Annotated in this window: 11 protein-coding genes, 15 tRNA genes, 3 rRNA genes and 1 riboswitch; of the genes, 3 read left to right on the top strand and 26 right to left on the bottom strand. The window is 43.9% G+C overall.

The window, feature by feature from the left end; all coding sequences use genetic code 11:
- Positions 1-410: 410 nt before the first annotated feature.
- The 20 genes from NST21_RS03750 to NST21_RS03655 form a co-directional block, all read right to left on the bottom strand.
- Positions 411-623 carry a hypothetical protein gene (locus NST21_RS03750; RefSeq protein ID WP_053344512.1) on the bottom strand — a complete coding sequence of 71 codons (213 nt, stop codon included), beginning with the start codon at positions 621-623 and terminating at the stop codon, positions 411-413.
- Between the two features lie 362 nt (positions 624-985).
- Positions 986-1,066, bottom strand: a tRNA-Leu gene (locus tag NST21_RS03745).
- Positions 1,067-1,074: 8 nt separating this feature from the next.
- Positions 1,075-1,148: transfer RNA gene (locus tag NST21_RS03740), tRNA-Cys, on the bottom strand.
- An 8-nt stretch (positions 1,149-1,156) separates the two neighbouring features.
- Positions 1,157-1,231 (bottom strand) — tRNA-Gly (locus NST21_RS03735).
- 3 nt (positions 1,232-1,234) lie between these two features.
- A tRNA-Gln gene (locus tag NST21_RS03730) sits at positions 1,235-1,309 on the bottom strand.
- A 38-nt stretch (positions 1,310-1,347) separates the two neighbouring features.
- A tRNA-His gene (locus NST21_RS03725) sits at positions 1,348-1,423 on the bottom strand.
- 17 nt (positions 1,424-1,440) lie between these two features.
- A tRNA-Trp gene (locus NST21_RS03720) sits at positions 1,441-1,514 on the bottom strand.
- Between the two features lie 10 nt (positions 1,515-1,524).
- Positions 1,525-1,608, bottom strand: a tRNA-Tyr gene (locus NST21_RS03715).
- Positions 1,609-1,623: 15 nt separating this feature from the next.
- Positions 1,624-1,699 (bottom strand) — tRNA-Thr (locus NST21_RS03710).
- Positions 1,700-1,706: 7 nt separating this feature from the next.
- Positions 1,707-1,782: transfer RNA gene (locus tag NST21_RS03705), tRNA-Phe, on the bottom strand.
- Between the two features lie 12 nt (positions 1,783-1,794).
- Positions 1,795-1,870: transfer RNA gene (locus NST21_RS03700), tRNA-Asp, on the bottom strand.
- 5 nt (positions 1,871-1,875) lie between these two features.
- Positions 1,876-1,949 (bottom strand) — tRNA-Met (locus NST21_RS03695).
- Positions 1,950-2,039: 90 nt separating this feature from the next.
- Positions 2,040-2,115, bottom strand: a tRNA-Val gene (locus tag NST21_RS03690).
- Positions 2,116-2,129: 14 nt separating this feature from the next.
- Positions 2,130-2,204: transfer RNA gene (locus tag NST21_RS03685), tRNA-Glu, on the bottom strand.
- Between the two features lie 9 nt (positions 2,205-2,213).
- Positions 2,214-2,305, bottom strand: a tRNA-Ser gene (locus NST21_RS03680).
- A gap of 5 nt (positions 2,306-2,310) precedes the next feature.
- Positions 2,311-2,385: transfer RNA gene (locus NST21_RS03675), tRNA-Asn, on the bottom strand.
- A 9-nt stretch (positions 2,386-2,394) separates the two neighbouring features.
- Positions 2,395-2,510: ribosomal RNA gene (gene rrf, locus NST21_RS03670) — 5S ribosomal RNA — on the bottom strand.
- Between the two features lie 116 nt (positions 2,511-2,626).
- Positions 2,627-5,559 (bottom strand): 23S ribosomal RNA (locus tag NST21_RS03665).
- Positions 5,560-5,734: 175 nt separating this feature from the next.
- Positions 5,735-7,285 (bottom strand): 16S ribosomal RNA (locus NST21_RS03660).
- Together the 16S, 23S and 5S rRNA genes with 15 tRNA genes alongside form the textbook arrangement of a ribosomal RNA operon.
- Positions 7,286-7,569: 284 nt before the next feature.
- Complete coding sequence (locus NST21_RS03655) at positions 7,570-8,433, bottom strand: nucleotidyltransferase-like protein (RefSeq protein ID WP_340887779.1); 864 nt, start codon at positions 8,431-8,433, stop codon at positions 7,570-7,572.
- A 182-nt stretch (positions 8,434-8,615) separates the two neighbouring features.
- Here NST21_RS03655 and NST21_RS03650 point away from each other — a divergent pair, with 182 nt between their 5' ends.
- Positions 8,616-8,969, top strand: coding sequence for a YgzB family protein (locus tag NST21_RS03650; RefSeq protein WP_053344507.1), 354 nt, complete (start codon positions 8,616-8,618; stop codon positions 8,967-8,969).
- A gap of 105 nt (positions 8,970-9,074) precedes the next feature.
- Here NST21_RS03650 and perR read toward each other — a convergent pair whose 3' ends face one another.
- The 6 genes from perR to NST21_RS03620 all read right to left on the bottom strand — a co-directional run bounded on the left by perR (position 9,075) and on the right by NST21_RS03620 (position 12,624).
- A complete protein-coding gene (gene perR / locus NST21_RS03645; RefSeq protein ID WP_053344506.1) occupies positions 9,075-9,518 on the bottom strand; it encodes a peroxide-responsive transcriptional repressor PerR in 444 nt (147 codons plus the stop codon).
- A 199-nt stretch (positions 9,519-9,717) separates the two neighbouring features.
- Entirely contained in the window at positions 9,718-9,918 is a 201-nt protein-coding gene (locus NST21_RS03640) for an NAD(P)-dependent oxidoreductase (protein WP_340887777.1), read from the bottom strand.
- 202 nt (positions 9,919-10,120) lie between these two features.
- Positions 10,121-10,402 (bottom strand): hypothetical protein, encoded by a 282-nt coding sequence (locus NST21_RS03635; protein ID WP_340887776.1) that lies wholly within the window; start codon positions 10,400-10,402, stop codon positions 10,121-10,123.
- 148 nt (positions 10,403-10,550) lie between these two features.
- On the bottom strand, positions 10,551-11,660 hold the full coding sequence (locus NST21_RS03630; RefSeq protein ID WP_340887774.1) for an aminopeptidase: 1,110 nt from the start codon (positions 11,658-11,660) through the stop codon (positions 10,551-10,553).
- A gap of 11 nt (positions 11,661-11,671) precedes the next feature.
- Positions 11,672-12,142 (bottom strand): thioredoxin-dependent thiol peroxidase, encoded by a 471-nt coding sequence (gene bcp / locus NST21_RS03625; protein WP_053347943.1) that lies wholly within the window; start codon positions 12,140-12,142, stop codon positions 11,672-11,674.
- A 62-nt stretch (positions 12,143-12,204) separates the two neighbouring features.
- A complete protein-coding gene (locus NST21_RS03620) occupies positions 12,205-12,624 on the bottom strand; it encodes a potassium channel family protein (RefSeq protein ID WP_053344503.1) in 420 nt (139 codons plus the stop codon).
- Between the two features lie 291 nt (positions 12,625-12,915).
- A riboswitch (cobalamin riboswitch) is annotated at positions 12,916-13,106 on the top strand.
- A 155-nt stretch (positions 13,107-13,261) separates the two neighbouring features.
- On the opposite strand from NST21_RS03620, the gene metE reads away from it, so the two are divergent.
- Positions 13,262-15,571: a 5-methyltetrahydropteroyltriglutamate--homocysteine S-methyltransferase gene (gene metE, locus NST21_RS03615; RefSeq protein ID WP_340887772.1), complete on the top strand. Its 2,310-nt coding sequence runs from the start codon at positions 13,262-13,264 to the stop codon at positions 15,569-15,571.
- Positions 15,564-16,052 (top strand): acyl-CoA thioesterase, encoded by a 489-nt coding sequence (locus tag NST21_RS03610; RefSeq protein ID WP_340887771.1) that lies wholly within the window; start codon positions 15,564-15,566, stop codon positions 16,050-16,052. Before metE ends, NST21_RS03610 begins: the two co-directional genes overlap by 8 nt.
- Positions 16,053-16,068: the final 16 nt, after the last annotated feature.

The raw sequence follows: 16,068 nt of genomic DNA, 5'->3' as shown, positions 1-16,068 counted from the left end.
CTTTACTCATCGCACACTACCCCGCACAATATTTGTACATATTCTGTAGTGCGTGATAAACACAAAAAAGCTTCACACAATTAAGTGTGAAGCTTGAAGTAATAGCTTTTCTTCGCTACCGGTGGCCGGGGTCGAACCCGCACTCCAGATGAACACGATTTTGAGCCGTGCTTCGGGCAATTTCGAAATGGAATCGAACCCTTATCCGTTGATATATCGACAATATAAAGCGTGAATGACGTCACACTATTCGGTTGTATTCGTAAGATTCATTTTCAACGTGTTCACTGCTTGAACGTTTGTAAGTGCCATAAAAAACTCCCTTCCAAGTCGACTATTATGAACATCATACCTTGTCCACTTTTTTTACAGTCTACCTGAAGAGGATAACATCAAGTCGAAGTCAGACATTACCTAGGACGGAAAAATATAACAGCGTTTTCAGCCTGAGCGTTTACAAACCCATTCCTAACCATACATAATACAACATCACTTATAGGAGCACCTACCCGTAGGAACTCTCTACACGGGGATGCGCTTCCGATTATTTCAAATTTAGCAATATTCTCAAAATCATCTTCATCTCTAACTATAATGACTACATCTGGCCGTTTATTACTCATACAACCACCTCCTTTTGATGTCATAAATTAAATTATTCAGTTGTACATGAAGTTGTCGCGGCTTTTTTATTAATAAATTTTTAGGAAATATTTATCATTTTAGAGAAATGGGAGGGTCGCTAGACTCTTATCTATTAAACTACACCGTGAGGTTGCCACGGAGATCAATCGGCAGCTTCGTTCCGCTAACAGGTAACGTTAGTTCAAACAACTGCCCTTTCAGTGGGCGTTTTTTTTTGGTCGAAAATCAAAACATTCTGATTTAACATAGCCTAAATAAAAACGCACGACTAAAAATCCGTGAAAACACGAAAAAACGGCTTTCCAATTAAGGAAAACCGCTTTATATCGCCGTTCTAAGATACCGGTGGCCGGGGTCGAACCGGCACTCCAGAGGAACACGATTTTGAGTCGTGCGCGTCTGCCAATTCCGCCACACCGGCATTTTTGTTGGAGGCGGCAACCGGAATCGAACCGGTGGTAAAGGTTTTGCAGACCTCTGCCTTACCGCTTGGCTATGCCGCCAACGTTTTTGGAGCGAAAGACGGGATTCGAACCCGCGACCCCAACCTTGGCAAGGTTGTATTCTACCACTGAACTACTTTCGCGAATGGCTGGGCTAGAAGGGATCGAACCTTCGCATGACGGAATCAAAATCCGTTGCCTTACCGCTTGGCTATAGCCCATTGACGTTATATTTATTATACCATCATTTATTAAAAAATGGGGCGACTGATGGGAATCGAACCCACGAATGCCTGAACCACAATCAGGTGCGTTAACCACTTCGCCACAATCGCCATTATAAAATTAAAATTGGCAGGGGTAGTAGGACTCGAACCCACACTGGAGGTTTTGGAGACCTCTGTTCTACCTTTAAACTATACCCCTATAAATAAAATGGTGGAGGGGGGCAGATTCGAACTGCCGAACCCGAAGGAGCGGATTTACAGTCCGCCGCGTTTAGCCACTTCGCTACCCCTCCGCATATGGATGTTACTGGTGCCGGCAAGAGGACTTGAACCCCCAACCTACTGATTACAAGTCAGTTGCTCTACCAGTTGAGCTACACCGGCACTACAATGGTGGCTCAGGACGGAATCGAACCGCCGACACAAGGATTTTCAGTCCTTTGCTCTACCGACTGAGCTACTGAGCCAAACAATAAAAATGGCGGTCCCGACGGGAATCGAACCCGCGATCTCCTGCGTGACAGGCAGGCATGTTAACCGCTACACCACGGGACCATAGATTGCGGGGACAGGATTTGAACCTGCGACCTTCGGGTTATGAGCCCGACGAGCTACCGGACTGCTCCACCCCGCGACGTTAATAATGCTGCTATTGCATCAAGTTTTCGTTTTAACTGTTTCATCATATCTGATATATAGAAACAACTTGTTGCTTTTTAAAAAATGGTGGAGGATGACGGGATCGAACCGCCGACCCTCTGCTTGTAAGGCAGATGCTCTCCCAGCTGAGCTAATCCTCCATATGTTTTCGAAATGGTGACCCGTACGGGATTCGAACCCGTGTTACCGCCGTGAAAGGGCGGTGTCTTAACCGCTTGACCAACGGGCCAGTTGTAAATGGCGGAGAGCAAGGGATTTGAACCCTTGAGACAGGGTTACCCGTCTACACGATTTCCAATCGTGCTCCTTCGGCCACTCGGACAGCTCTCCAATAATGGCTCCGCAGGTAGGACTCGAACCTACGACCGTTCGGTTAACAGCCGAATGCTCTACCACTGAGCTACTGCGGAACGATATAAGCTTGGCGACGTCCTACTCTCACAGGGGGAAACCCCCAACTACCATCGGCGCTGAAGAGCTTAACTGCCGTGTTCGGAATGGGAACGGGTGTGACCTCTTCGCTATCGTCACCAAACATTATTAACATTTTTTCAAGACATATATTATTATAACGTATTTTTGAGAAAATGCAAGAAGAAATTTTCATTCCTTCAAAACTAGATAATAAGAAGGTATTTCATTTTTTAAAGCGTGGTTAAGTCCTCGATCTATTAGTATCAGTCAGCTCCACATGTCGCCACGCTTCCACCTCTGACCTATCAACCTGATCATCTTTCAGGGATCTTACTAGCTTGCGCTATGGGAAATCTCATCTCGAGGGGGGCTTCATGCTTAGATGCTTTCAGCACTTATCCCGTCCGCACGTAGCTACCCAGCTATGCCTTTGGCAAGACAACTGGTACACCAGCGGTGCGTCCATCCCGGTCCTCTCGTACTAAGGACAGCTCCTCTCAAATTTCCTGCGCCCGCGACGGATAGGGACCGAACTGTCTCACGACGTTCTGAACCCAGCTCGCGTACCGCTTTAATGGGCGAACAGCCCAACCCTTGGGACCGACTACAGCCCCAGGATGCGATGAGCCGACATCGAGGTGCCAAACCTCCCCGTCGATGTGGACTCTTGGGGGAGATAAGCCTGTTATCCCCGGGGTAGCTTTTATCCGTTGAGCGATGGCCCTTCCATGCGGAACCACCGGATCACTAAGCCCGACTTTCGTCCCTGCTCGACTTGTAGGTCTCGCAGTCAAGCTCCCTTGTGCCTTTACACTCTACGAATGATTTCCAACCATTCTGAGGGAACCTTTGGGCGCCTCCGTTACTCTTTAGGAGGCGACCGCCCCAGTCAAACTGCCCACCTGACACTGTCTCCCACCCCGATAAGGGGCGCGGGTTAGAATTTCAATACAGCCAGGGTAGTATCCCACCAACGCCTCCACCGAAGCTAGCGCTCCGGCTTCTCAGGCTCCTACCTATCCTGTACAAGCTGTACCAAAATTCAATATCAGGCTGCAGTAAAGCTCCACGGGGTCTTTCCGTCCTGTCGCGGGTAACCTGCATCTTCACAGGTACTATAATTTCACCGAGTCTCTCGTTGAGACAGTGCCCAGATCGTTACACCTTTCGTGCGGGTCGGAACTTACCCGACAAGGAATTTCGCTACCTTAGGACCGTTATAGTTACGGCCGCCGTTTACTGGGGCTTCGGTTCAAAGCTTCGCTTGCGCTAACCTCTCCCCTTAACCTTCCAGCACCGGGCAGGTGTCAGCCCCTATACTTCGCCTTGCGGCTTCGCAGAGACCTGTGTTTTTGCTAAACAGTCGCCTGGGCCTATTCACTGCGGCTTTTCTGGGCTATTCACCCTAAAAAGCACCCCTTCTCCCGAAGTTACGGGGTCATTTTGCCGAGTTCCTTAACGAGAGTTCTCTCGCACACCTTAGGATTCTCTCCTCGCCTACCTGTGTCGGTTTGCGGTACGGGCACCTTACATCTCACTAGAGGCTTTTCTTGGCAGCGTGGAATCAGGAACTTCGGTACTATATTTCCCTCGCCATCACAGCTCCGCCTTAATGGAAACGGGATTTGCCTCGTTTCCGGCCTAACTGCTTGGACGCGCATATCCAACAGCGCGCTTACCCTATCCTTCTGCGTCCCCCCATCGTTCAAACGATGTATAGGTGGTACAGGAATATCAACCTGTTGTCCATCGCCTACGCCTTTCGGCCTCGGCTTAGGTCCCGACTAACCCTGAGCGGACGAGCCTTCCTCAGGAAACCTTAGGCATTCGGTGGAAGGGATTCTCACCCTTCTTTCGCTACTCATACCGGCATTCTCACTTCTAAGCGCTCCACCAGTCCTTCCGGTCTGACTTCAACGCCCTTAGAACGCTCTCCTACCATCGACACCATACGGTGTCAATCCACAGCTTCGGTGATACGTTTAGCCCCGGTACATTTTCGGCGCGGAGTCACTCGACCAGTGAGCTATTACGCACTCTTTAAATGATGGCTGCTTCTGAGCCAACATCCTGGTTGTCTAAGCAACTCCACATCCTTTTCCACTTAACGTATACTTTGGGACCTTAGCTGGTGGTCTGGGCTGTTTCCCTTTCGACTACGGATCTTATCACTCGCAGTCTGACTCCCAAGAATAAGTATTTGGCATTCGGAGTTTGACTGAATTCGGTAACCCGTTGGGGGCCCCTAGTCCAATCAGTGCTCTACCTCCAATACTCTCATCTTGAGGCTAGCCCTAAAGCTATTTCGGAGAGAACCAGCTATCTCCAGGTTCGATTGGAATTTCTCCGCTACCCACACCTCATCCCCGCACTTTTCAACGTGCGTGGGTTCGGGCCTCCATTCAGTGTTACCTGAACTTCACCCTGGACATGGGTAGATCACCTGGTTTCGGGTCTACGACCTCATACTCATTCGCCCTATTCAGACTCGCTTTCGCTGCGGCTCCGTCTTATCAACTTAACCTCGCATGAAATCGTAACTCGCCGGTTCATTCTACAAAAGGCACGCCATTACCCATTAACGGGCTTTGACTACTTGTAGGCACACGGTTTCAGGATCTATTTCACTCCCCTTCCGGGGTGCTTTTCACCTTTCCCTCACGGTACTGGTTCACTATCGGTCACTAGGTAGTATTTAGCCTTGGGAGATGGTCCTCCCTGCTTCCGACGGGATTTCTCGTGTCCCGCCGTACTCAGGATCCACTCAGGAGGGAACGAAGTTTCAACTACAGGGTTTTTACCTTCTTTGACGGACCTTTCCAGATCACTTCATTTACCCCGTTCCTTTGTAACTCCATGTTGAGTGTCCTACAACCCCAAGAGGCAAGCCTCTTGGTTTGGGCTAATTCCGTTTCGCTCGCCGCTACTCAGGAAATCGCATTTGCTTTCTCTTCCTCCGGGTACTTAGATGTTTCAGTTCCCCGGGTCTGCCTTCAGTACCCTATGTATTCAGGTAAAGATACTGTTCCATTACGAACAGTGGGTTTCCCCATTCGGAAATCTCCGGATCAAAGCTTACTTACAGCTCCCCGAAGCATATCGGTGTTAGTCCCGTCCTTCATCGGCTCCTAGTGCCAAGGCATCCACCGTGCGCCCTTTCTAACTTAACCGTTAAAAAAGATCTTACTGATGCTTTGAAAAAATTAATTGCCTTCTATCTATTATCTAGTTTTCAAGGAACAAAGAAGAAAGAATTCCATCACTACGTGATGAGATCTTTCGAATCTGAATGAATTACTCATTCAAAACTGAACAAAACAAAAGCGCTCTCGTATTTATCCTTAGAAAGGAGGTGATCCAGCCGCACCTTCCGATACGGCTACCTTGTTACGACTTCACCCCAATCATCTGTCCCACCTTAGGCGGCTGGCTCCATAAAGGTTACCTCACCGACTTCGGGTGTTACAAACTCTCGTGGTGTGACGGGCGGTGTGTACAAGGCCCGGGAACGTATTCACCGCGGCATGCTGATCCGCGATTACTAGCGATTCCGGCTTCATGTAGGCGAGTTGCAGCCTACAATCCGAACTGAGAATGGCTTTATGGGATTCGCTTACCTTCGCAGGTTTGCAGCCCTTTGTACCATCCATTGTAGCACGTGTGTAGCCCAGGTCATAAGGGGCATGATGATTTGACGTCATCCCCACCTTCCTCCGGTTTGTCACCGGCAGTCACCTTAGAGTGCCCAACTGAATGCTGGCAACTAAGATCAAGGGTTGCGCTCGTTGCGGGACTTAACCCAACATCTCACGACACGAGCTGACGACAACCATGCACCACCTGTCACTCTGTCCCCCGAAGGGGAACGCCCTATCTCTAGGGTTGTCAGAGGATGTCAAGACCTGGTAAGGTTCTTCGCGTTGCTTCGAATTAAACCACATGCTCCACCGCTTGTGCGGGCCCCCGTCAATTCCTTTGAGTTTCAGCCTTGCGGCCGTACTCCCCAGGCGGAGTGCTTAATGCGTTAGCTGCAGCACTAAAGGGCGGAAACCCTCTAACACTTAGCACTCATCGTTTACGGCGTGGACTACCAGGGTATCTAATCCTGTTTGCTCCCCACGCTTTCGCGCCTCAGTGTCAGTTACAGACCAGAAAGTCGCCTTCGCCACTGGTGTTCCTCCAAATCTCTACGCATTTCACCGCTACACTTGGAATTCCACTTTCCTCTTCTGCACTCAAGTTCCCCAGTTTCCAATGACCCTCCACGGTTGAGCCGTGGGCTTTCACATCAGACTTAAGGAACCACCTGCGCGCGCTTTACGCCCAATAATTCCGGACAACGCTTGCCACCTACGTATTACCGCGGCTGCTGGCACGTAGTTAGCCGTGGCTTTCTGGTTAGGTACCGTCAAGGTACCAGCAGTTACTCTGGTACTTGTTCTTCCCTAACAACAGAACTTTACGACCCGAAGGCCTTCTTCGTTCACGCGGCGTTGCTCCGTCAGACTTTCGTCCATTGCGGAAGATTCCCTACTGCTGCCTCCCGTAGGAGTCTGGGCCGTGTCTCAGTCCCAGTGTGGCCGATCACCCTCTCAGGTCGGCTACGCATCGTCGCCTTGGTGAGCCATTACCTCACCAACTAGCTAATGCGCCGCGGGCCCATCTATAAGTGACAGCCGAAACCGTCTTTCCATCTTCTCTCATGCGAGAAAAGAACGTATCCGGTATTAGCTCCGGTTTCCCGAAGTTATCCCAGTCTTATAGGCAGGTTGCCCACGTGTTACTCACCCGTCCGCCGCTAATCTCAGGGAGCAAGCTCCCATCGATTCGCTCGACTTGCATGTATTAGGCACGCCGCCAGCGTTCGTCCTGAGCCAGGATCAAACTCTCCGAAGAAATGTTTGACTTGCTCATTTTGCTTTTTGATAGTGTGTGCTCACTTTAAAAAATTAACGTTGGCGCTTTGTTTTGTTCAGTTTTCAAAGAGCAATTTCGTTGCCGTTTACTTCGTAAGCGACTTTTACATCTTATCATGTTATCAACTATTTTGTCAACATGTTTTTTTGATGTTTTTTGTTTTGTTGAAGCTGCGAAAGCTGATGTCCCGCAGCGACATGTATTAATATAACACCTAGATTATTATTGGTCAACACTAAAAATGATTTTTTTGAAATATTTTTTTATACTCTATAAAATCGATGATAAACGTCTTGTCCTTTTGTTTCCACTTTGATGACATCTATTACTTTCTTCTCTATTAAGTATTCTAACAGAACACCTAGATCTACTGAATAAAACTTAAGTTCCGGATGATCCATTAACTCTGCAATTGTCCAAGGATCTTCTTTTGTACTCATTATTTCAACTAAATGCTGTGAACCCGTATTCGTCCTAGAGTAAATAAGAAATTCACTCGCAAGGAAAAGAAGCTCCAATCTTTTTTCAAGCGTTTCCTCACTACTAATCAATTCTTTATACAACTTATAGATTTCAGGTTCCATATGTTTCACTTGGTTCCAGACTGTAACTTCTGGATAAAAACCTTGTTCTATTACTTCTAAACGAGCTAAGTGATGCAGGGAATGAACAATATGGTTATATGCATCAAGATAATGACCTTTTTCAAAGAAGCCTTTTCCATCCATATATCTGCGAATTAACTTCGCAAACTCCATCCCTATCTTCAACTTCCTTCCATAAAAAGGGAACTCTCGAATTTCGGTTTTCAAATGATCCAAATATTCATTTCGGTCAAAGAGGACCTTTCCGTTATAAATCCAGTCAACTACTTTTCGGTTTGTACCTAATAGAAGCCATTCTTTTAGTTGTTCTTCCTTTACGATATGTAAAGCTGCCTTTTTGTCCTGGTATGTGTAGTGTTTTAAAAACACTGCCTCTTCTGCTTCATCTACAATAACAAAAAGAATGTAGTCAAATGTATCGGTAATCGGGCTGTTATTTTCTCTTTTTTCTATTAACAAGATTCCAAGTGTAGATTTTAAACTTGCTCGCTCTTGATAAATCGGGCGAAGGATATCTTCCATTATAAATTCCTCCAAAACCTTTTTTTTTTTTACATTCGACAAAACTCTTCAAAATCCTGTATTTCACCTAGATGATATTTACAAAAACAACATATTCAAAAGTAATATGTATCCTTTATTTCTTTTTTGTTCCATCCGAAGTTTATGTTATAGTTAAAGTTATATTTTAGGAGGGACAATCCATGGCTAAATATTCTAGCAAAATCAATAAAATCCGTACATTTGCTTTAAGTTTGATTTTCATCGGCTTTATTGTGATGTATCTCGGACTTTTCTTTAAAACACACCCTATAGTTATGACACTTTTTATGGGTCTAGGTCTTTTATTCATAATTGCAAGTACCGGCGTTTATTTTTGGATTGGAATGCTTTCTACAAAATCGATCCAGGTTGTATGTCCTAACTGTAGTAAACCTACAAAAATATTAGGGCGCGTGGATATTTGCATGCATTGTGAAGAACCATTGACCCTTGATAAAAAGTTAGAAGGCGAAGAATTTAACGAAAAATATAATCGCAAAAGCCTGCAAGACTAAATAACCCCTTAAGAGAGCTTATTTCTCCCAGGCAGATGGTCCAAGATTAATTGTATCATTTTTTTGCAACAAAAAAAAAGTTCCAACCAAGTGGCGGAACTTTTTTTAATGCGCTTCTTTTTTTGAGCACTCTGTACAGTCTCCATAGATTTCCATCCGATGGTGACTAACATTGAAACCGGTGACCTGTGCTGCAAAATGTTCGACTTCGTCCAATGCCGGGTAATCAAAATCTACAATTTTTCCGCAGGTTTGGCAGATTACATGATAATGATTCGTCGTTACAAAATCAAATCTTGCTGAAGAATCACCATAGGTAAGTTCTTTAACCAATCCTACTTCGCGGAACACACGCAAGTTGTTATAAACTGTAGCCACACTCATATTGGGAAACTTACCTTCTAGCGCTTTATATATATCATCTGCGGTAGGGTGAGACATAGAGCTTATCAAATATTCAAGTATCGCATGGCGTTGAGGAGTTATTCTTACACCGGTATCTTTAAGGGAATCCAACGCTTCTTTTAACTGAACTTCAGACACCGCCATCCACCTCTTTTTCTCATTAAGTATGAATTATTAAATTATAATATTTATAAATAGTGTACCTTTTATACGTTGATTTTGTCAATATTTCATCTGTTTATCGATTCATTTTTAGTTTATTCATTAATCCTTTAAATCTTTCCCATTTTCTAATTGTGCCTAGTATCCTTTTGATAGATCAATGACGTTGATAAAGTCTTTTTTATCTATTCAGGAATTCATGCATGTTTTTTTCAAAAATTGAAAAGGTTCTATGTAAATATTCACTGCTTTTACTCGAAAGATGCGGTGTGACCATTACATTTTCCATACGCCAAAACGGATGTTCCTTTTCTAAAAGTTCTGGATCGAATACATCTAAAATGGCATGAGCAATTTCCCTGTTTTGTAAAACCTCTATCAACACTTCCTCTTTAACCAGATCACCTCATCCAATATTCACGAAGACAGCAGAACCTTTCATAGCTTTAAAGTGTTCTTTTTGCTACAGATTCTTTGTTTCAATCGTACTTGGCAGAACAGATACGATGTAATCTGCTTCCGGTAATACATCAACTAACTTAAAGAGCCCATAAAGACGATCAATGTGCTGCACAGGATTTCCGCTACGATTGACCCCAATCGTGTACTACCAAAATCCCGCGCTTCTCAATGGCTTTAAAAGGCATTAATTCCATACCTGCACTCATGACCATAACCCACTTTAAATTCGGTGCTTTCTCAATTGTCTCATCTGTTAAATCTTCGCCGTATGTAATTAAGATTTTTGCTTCACGAAGTGGTTCATCCCCCCAATCCTCTTGATAAATGAAATTCAAAGCAGGAAAGGTATCCTCCATCTGCTTTTGGATGTCTTCGTTTGGAATAATTGTTGAAGGTACTAACATGTTTATCTCACCTTTTAATTAACATAAAAAAAACACGGGCTCTGTATGTCCCGTGCAACTTTCTCTGAGGAGGTATTCCCTTAATAAAGCATATTCAGGTGTCCTCTTTTTGAGTTGGACAAAAGCCTTACCCCTGTTAAAAAAGGCTTTATTTTAATAAATTTGGATTTAAAGCACTTAGTTCCGGCAATATAAAAATGCCATCCCTTCGGATCAGAATGTCATCAAAGTAGATATCACCACCGCCATATTCAGGACGCTGGATCAAAACCATATCCCAATGCGTAGAAGAACGGTTACCATTATCAGCCTCTTGATAGGCTTGGCCTGGAGTTAGATGCAGACTGCCACATATTTTCTCATCAAACAAAATATCGTCCATTGGCTCCATAATGTATGGATTGATTCCAAGCGCGAATTCCCCAATAAAACGGGACCCTTCATCTACATCGAGAATCTCGTTCATTTTAGAATTTTGATTAGAAACTGCTTTCGTGATTTTCCCCTTTTGTATGGTTAAAACTATGTCACGAAAGGTGATTCCTTGATATGTTGAAGGTGTGTTGAAGGCTACCCTACCATGAACACTCTCTTTTACGGGTGCCGTGAACACTTCCCCGTCAGGTAGATTGTTTTTTCCAGCGCATATGACAGCCGGCATTCCTTTAATGGAAAAGGTGAGATTTGTCCCAGGTGAAACAATCCGGACTTTTTCAGTACGCTCCATCAATTGCTTAAGCGGTTTCAGTGCCACTTCCATTTTCCCGTAATCCATTGTGCACACGTTTAATAGAAAGTCTTCGTACCTTCTAAAACTCATACCGGCTTTTTGTGCTAATCTGACGGTCGGGTAATTAAGTAAAACCCAACGCCGATTGTTTACATAGAAAAGAGTCGACGACTTCATCGCTTCCCCATGAAGACGATGCCTCTCTGCAGGAACATCTGCCAATTCAGCATCGTTTTCTTCACTGGAGATGATTATTATCGCATCAATATCAGTATATTTCCTCAAAGTCCATTGTGATAAGGTATCAAGTTGTTCCTTCACATTCCCTTTTAACAAGTGTCGGCTTATTTCATCGTCTTCCAGTTCGACATATGGATATGCACCGATTCTGTATGTTTCATCAATCAGCTCTTTCAATAGCGGTTTCATGTTGATATGACCCCGTATCAAGATTCTCTCTTTTGGCTGTAATTGTACGGAATGATGAATCAGCCTTTCAGCAAGCTTGGTTATTCGCTTATCCTTCATCTGGCTGTACCTTATTTTTCTAGATCACGAAGAGTTTCAAGCGCTTCTTCGACATGGCCTTTGACTTTTACCTTACGCCATTCTTTAACTATCGTTCCTTCCTTATCAATCAGAAAAGTTGAACGTTCAATGCCCATATATTCCTTGCCGAAGTTCTTTTTTAATTTCCATACATCATATAATTCAGCAGCTTCTTGATTTTCGTCAGCTAGTAGCAGAAAAGGTAACCCATATTTTTCAATAAATTTTTCATGACGCGCCGCTGGATCTGGACTGATCCCTATGATGACAGCATTCAATTCCTCAAACTGCTCATTGTGGTCACGGAAATCACAGGCCTCCGTTGTGCAACCAGGCGTCATGTCTTTCGGATAAAAATATAAAACAACGTGTTTGCCCTTAAAATCCGATAGGGAAACTTTTTCACCGTTGTTTGCAGGAAGTTGAAAATCCGGTGCTTTTTCTCCAATTTTAACAGTCATTCTTACCCCTCCATTTCTTTCATTATGGTAAGCGTACCCAATAATTGAAAGAAACACAACTTTCATTTATTCTTCCTTTCCTTCTGCTCTAAGTCAATCACTGTCCGGATCACAAACGCAGCCGGGAGAGTGTATCCAATGAACGCCTGGATTGTCGCAATCATCCTGCCCATGCCTATCGGGGCTATATCTCCATACCCTACTGAAAACATTGTCATTGCACTAAAATAAAAAGAAGTCTTCAGTTGCTCGTAAAAACTGCCGTCCAAACGATTGCCCATATCAAGAATCACCGAATGATTCTGTAGCTCGTATAATAAATAAATCAGTGCAAAACCTACTAATATCGTCGCATATAAATTGCCGAGCCACAGCATATCCTCTAGAGAAAACTTTTTTCCTCCCGACTCAACAAGAAATAACGTTCGAATGCTCATCACCATGCAAAAAATAATCCCTGCAATCAAGATGTAAAAAGTCATCCCCCACGCCTCATTTCAAAACAACCCACTCCCCCTATACATACTCCCCGTCCAAACAATATATTCTTTATTTAGGGGTCAGACCCCATTTCCCAACATTCACATCCTTAAACAAACCTAGGTGCACCAATAGTTTTGTCGATATAAGGCGGGGTCAGCCCCCATTTCCCGAGACTTTTTTCCTTGTTGACCATTTTAGTCGGGATATGATAAGCTTGTCTAAATTTTTATAATAGTTTTTATTTTATAAATATTTGTTGCCTGCAGTTTAATTTACAGCGGGTTTGTGAAATTTCATATGTGGAAATAGGTTCCTAATTTTTTTAGGATTAAAAGGGAAGTCCGGTGTAATTCCGGCACGGTCCCGCCACTGTAATAGGAATGTTAGCGCTATGCAATATGCCACTGATTTTCGGATTGGGAAGGCCTGCCGCTAATAAGATTCCTAAAGTCAGGAGACCTGCCTGTTTCGACAACACTGTTTTAACCTACGGAGAATAGGGAAGTGTTAGGGACCTTATAATTTTAAGGGGTTTTTGTATACCCCTTTATTTTAAGCATTTCTAACTTTCTCTTTTGACGGTTAGGGGTGCTTTTTTTGTTGTTATTTTATTAAAAGAAAAAAGAATGTAGGAGGATGGGAATATTGAAAAGTAGTAGTTTAGGGTACCCGCGAATTGGGGAAGATCGTGAATGGAAACGCACATTAGAAGCTTACTGGTCCGGAAAAATCGATGAATCGGAGTTTACGGCACAGCTAGAAGCCATCCGTTTAGGCAACTTACAAAAGCAAAAGGACCAAGGTATTGATATTATTCCTGTCAATGACTTTACTTTATATGATCAAATGCTCGATATGTCTGTAATGTTCGGTCTTGTTCCTGAGCGTTATTCAGCCTATAAAGGCGGCACTGTTCCCCTTTCTGTATATTACTCTATGGCTCGCGGAAACAAGGATGAAGTTGCTTCTGAAATGACGAAATGGTTCAATACAAATTATCACTATATCGTTCCCGAATTAAAACCGTCAAAGCTGACTTTGACAGAAAATAAACCACTTGCTTCTTATCGCGAAGCCAAAGAAAAACTAGGAATTGAAGCTAAGCCCGTGTTAGTCGGACCTTATACTTTTATTACTCTGTCTAAAGGCTACAATAAACAAGATATACCTGGAATCATCCTTAGTCTCCTGCCTTTATACACACAAATTCTGCAAGAGCTAGAACAAGAAGGCGTGAAGTGGGTGCAAATGGATGAACCCTCCCTTGTTTCATCCATTTCTAAAGATGATATGCAAACTGTTACTTACTTATATGAAAAATTGAATGAAGCAGCTCCAAATTTGAACATCATGCTACAAACATACTTTGATGCAGTAGAGCACTACCAAGAGGTGATTGAATTACACGTTCAAGGGATCGGTCTTGATTTTGTCCATGATAAAGGGAAAAACCTTAGTAATCTCCAAGAATTCGGCTTCCCGAAAGACAAAGTGCTCGGTGCAGGTGTGATTGATGGGAAAAACATATGGCTTTCCGATTTATCGAAAAAGAATCAGTTGATCAATACCATCACAAAAACCGTAGCCGAAGACCAAATTTGGCTTCAACCCTCTTGCTCCCTGCTTCATGTACCAGTAACGGTTCGTAATGAGACGGCTCTTACTAAAGAAGTGCAACAGGCCCTTGCTTTTGCTGATGAGAAGCTTGAAGAAATCACTCTACTAGTAAAAGGTAGTAATCAAGGTGCCGAAGCAATTGCTGAAAAAGTAGCCGCTAACAAATTAGCACTTCAAACGTTAGCAAGTTCAAATGCGCGAAATCATAAAGACGTCCAAACTGGTGTCGAACAGGCGAAGAGTCAAACAGCCTGCCGTCAGCTGCCATTTAAAGAGCGTTATCAAAAACAACAGGAATTTTTCAAACTGCCTTTCCTTCCATCAACAACAATCGGAAGCTTTCCGCAGACAGCTGAAGTAAAACAAGCTCGCGGGAAATTCAAACGAGGAGAATGGACTGCTGCTCAATATGAAACATTTGTTAACGAGGAAATCAGCAAATGGATCGATATCCAGGAAGAAATCGGCTTGGATGTTCTTGTACATGGAGAATTTGAACGAACAGATATGGTTGAATTTTTCGGCCATAAACTGGGCGGATTCGTTTTCCTCGAAAAAGGCTGGGTACAATCTTACGGTTCTCGCTGCGTAAAACCGCCTGTCATCTACGGCGATGTTCATTTCATCGAGCCGATGACGGTCCGGGAAAGTGTGTACGCGCAATCCCTGACGAAGAAAACAGTAAAAGGAATGCTGACAGGTCCTGTAACAATTCTGAACTGGTCATTTGTACGTGATGATATTTCAAGGGAGAATGTTTGCTACCAGTTAGCGCTTGCCTTGGAAAAAGAAGTGGGAGCATTAGAAACTGCTGGAATCAAAATGATCCAGGTGGATGAGCCTGCCCTTAGAGAAGGTCTGCCATTGAAAAAAAGCGACCGCGAAGAATACCTAAAATGGGCTGTGAACTCTTTCTTGATTTCCACTTCAAGTGTGGAAGATACAACGCAAATTCACACGCATATGTGTTATTGCGATTTCAACAGCTTCATGGATGTCATCTCTTCCTTGGATGCCGATGTGATTTCCATCGAAACATCTCGCAGCCACGGTGAACTTGCTTCCGCATTTGAGGAAAAAACATATGAAAAGGGCATTGGCTTAGGCGTATATGATATTCACAGCCCACGCGTTCCTGCAGTCGAGGAAATGGTCGATATGATTGAACGGGGCATTAAAGTATTGGATAAAGATCAATTTTGGATTAACCCGGACTGCGGTCTTAAAACAAGAGGCGTCCCTGAAACCGTTGCTTCCTTGAAAAATATGGTCGAAGCCGCAACAATCGTTCGTAAAAACCTATTAGTCAATCAACAGGCAAATGGCTGAAAAAGGTATTGATTTTACAAATGCTAATCCTACCCGGCAGTCACGGACTTTTTTAACGGATCTTGTTTTCCCACCAGATACAAATCATCACAACACCATCTTTGGCGGTAAAGTTATGGCATATGTAGATAAAATCGCCTGCATTTCAGCAATGCGCCATTGCCGAAAACCAGTTGTGACAGCATCAAGCGATTCCTTTGACTTTTTGGCACCCATCAAGACAGGGGATGCGATTAACCTAGAGGCCTTTGTCACCTGTGCCCATCGGACGTCGATGGAGGTATTTGTAAAAGTGGAGCGAGAGAACCTATTAACCGGTGAAAAACAGCTTACAGCCCGCGCTTTTTTAACGATGATAGCAATAGACGAAGATGGAAAACCCACCCCCGTTCCTCAGGTATTTCCGGAAACGGAAGAGGAAAAGCTGCAATTTGTTCAAGCACAAGCTAGATATATTGAAAGAAAGAATAAGCGTAAATAAGAAAAATCCCTTCAAC

Origin of the sequence: Peribacillus sp. FSL K6-1552 (genome assembly GCF_038005205.1) — a bacterium.
In the GTDB taxonomy this organism is placed as follows: Bacteria; Bacillota; Bacilli; order Bacillales; family DSM-1321; genus Peribacillus; species Peribacillus butanolivorans.
This window is presented reverse-complemented; position numbering and strand designations above follow the sequence as displayed.

Coding starts and splice junctions, on each gene's coding strand:
- NST21_RS03655 (WP_340887779.1), bottom strand. CDS start 8,433: ATGGAAGATATCCTTCGCCCGATTTATCAAGAGCGAGCAAGTTTAAAA.
- NST21_RS03650 (WP_053344507.1), top strand. CDS start 8,616: ATGGCTAAATATTCTAGCAAAATCAATAAAATCCGTACATTTGCTTTA.
- NST21_RS03750 (WP_053344512.1), bottom strand. CDS start 623: ATGAGTAATAAACGGCCAGATGTAGTCATTATAGTTAGAGATGAAGAT.
- NST21_RS03620 (WP_053344503.1), bottom strand. CDS start 12,624: ATGACTTTTTACATCTTGATTGCAGGGATTATTTTTTGCATGGTGATG.
- NST21_RS03635 (WP_340887776.1), bottom strand. CDS start 10,402: ATGTTAGTACCTTCAACAATTATTCCAAACGAAGACATCCAAAAGCAG.
- NST21_RS03610 (WP_340887771.1), top strand. CDS start 15,564: ATGGCTGAAAAAGGTATTGATTTTACAAATGCTAATCCTACCCGGCAG.
- metE (WP_340887772.1), top strand. CDS start 13,262: ATGGGAATATTGAAAAGTAGTAGTTTAGGGTACCCGCGAATTGGGGAA.
- bcp (WP_053347943.1), bottom strand. CDS start 12,142: ATGACTGTTAAAATTGGAGAAAAAGCACCGGATTTTCAACTTCCTGCA.
- perR (WP_053344506.1), bottom strand. CDS start 9,518: ATGGCGGTGTCTGAAGTTCAGTTAAAAGAAGCGTTGGATTCCCTTAAA.
- NST21_RS03630 (WP_340887774.1), bottom strand. CDS start 11,660: ATGAAGGATAAGCGAATAACCAAGCTTGCTGAAAGGCTGATTCATCAT.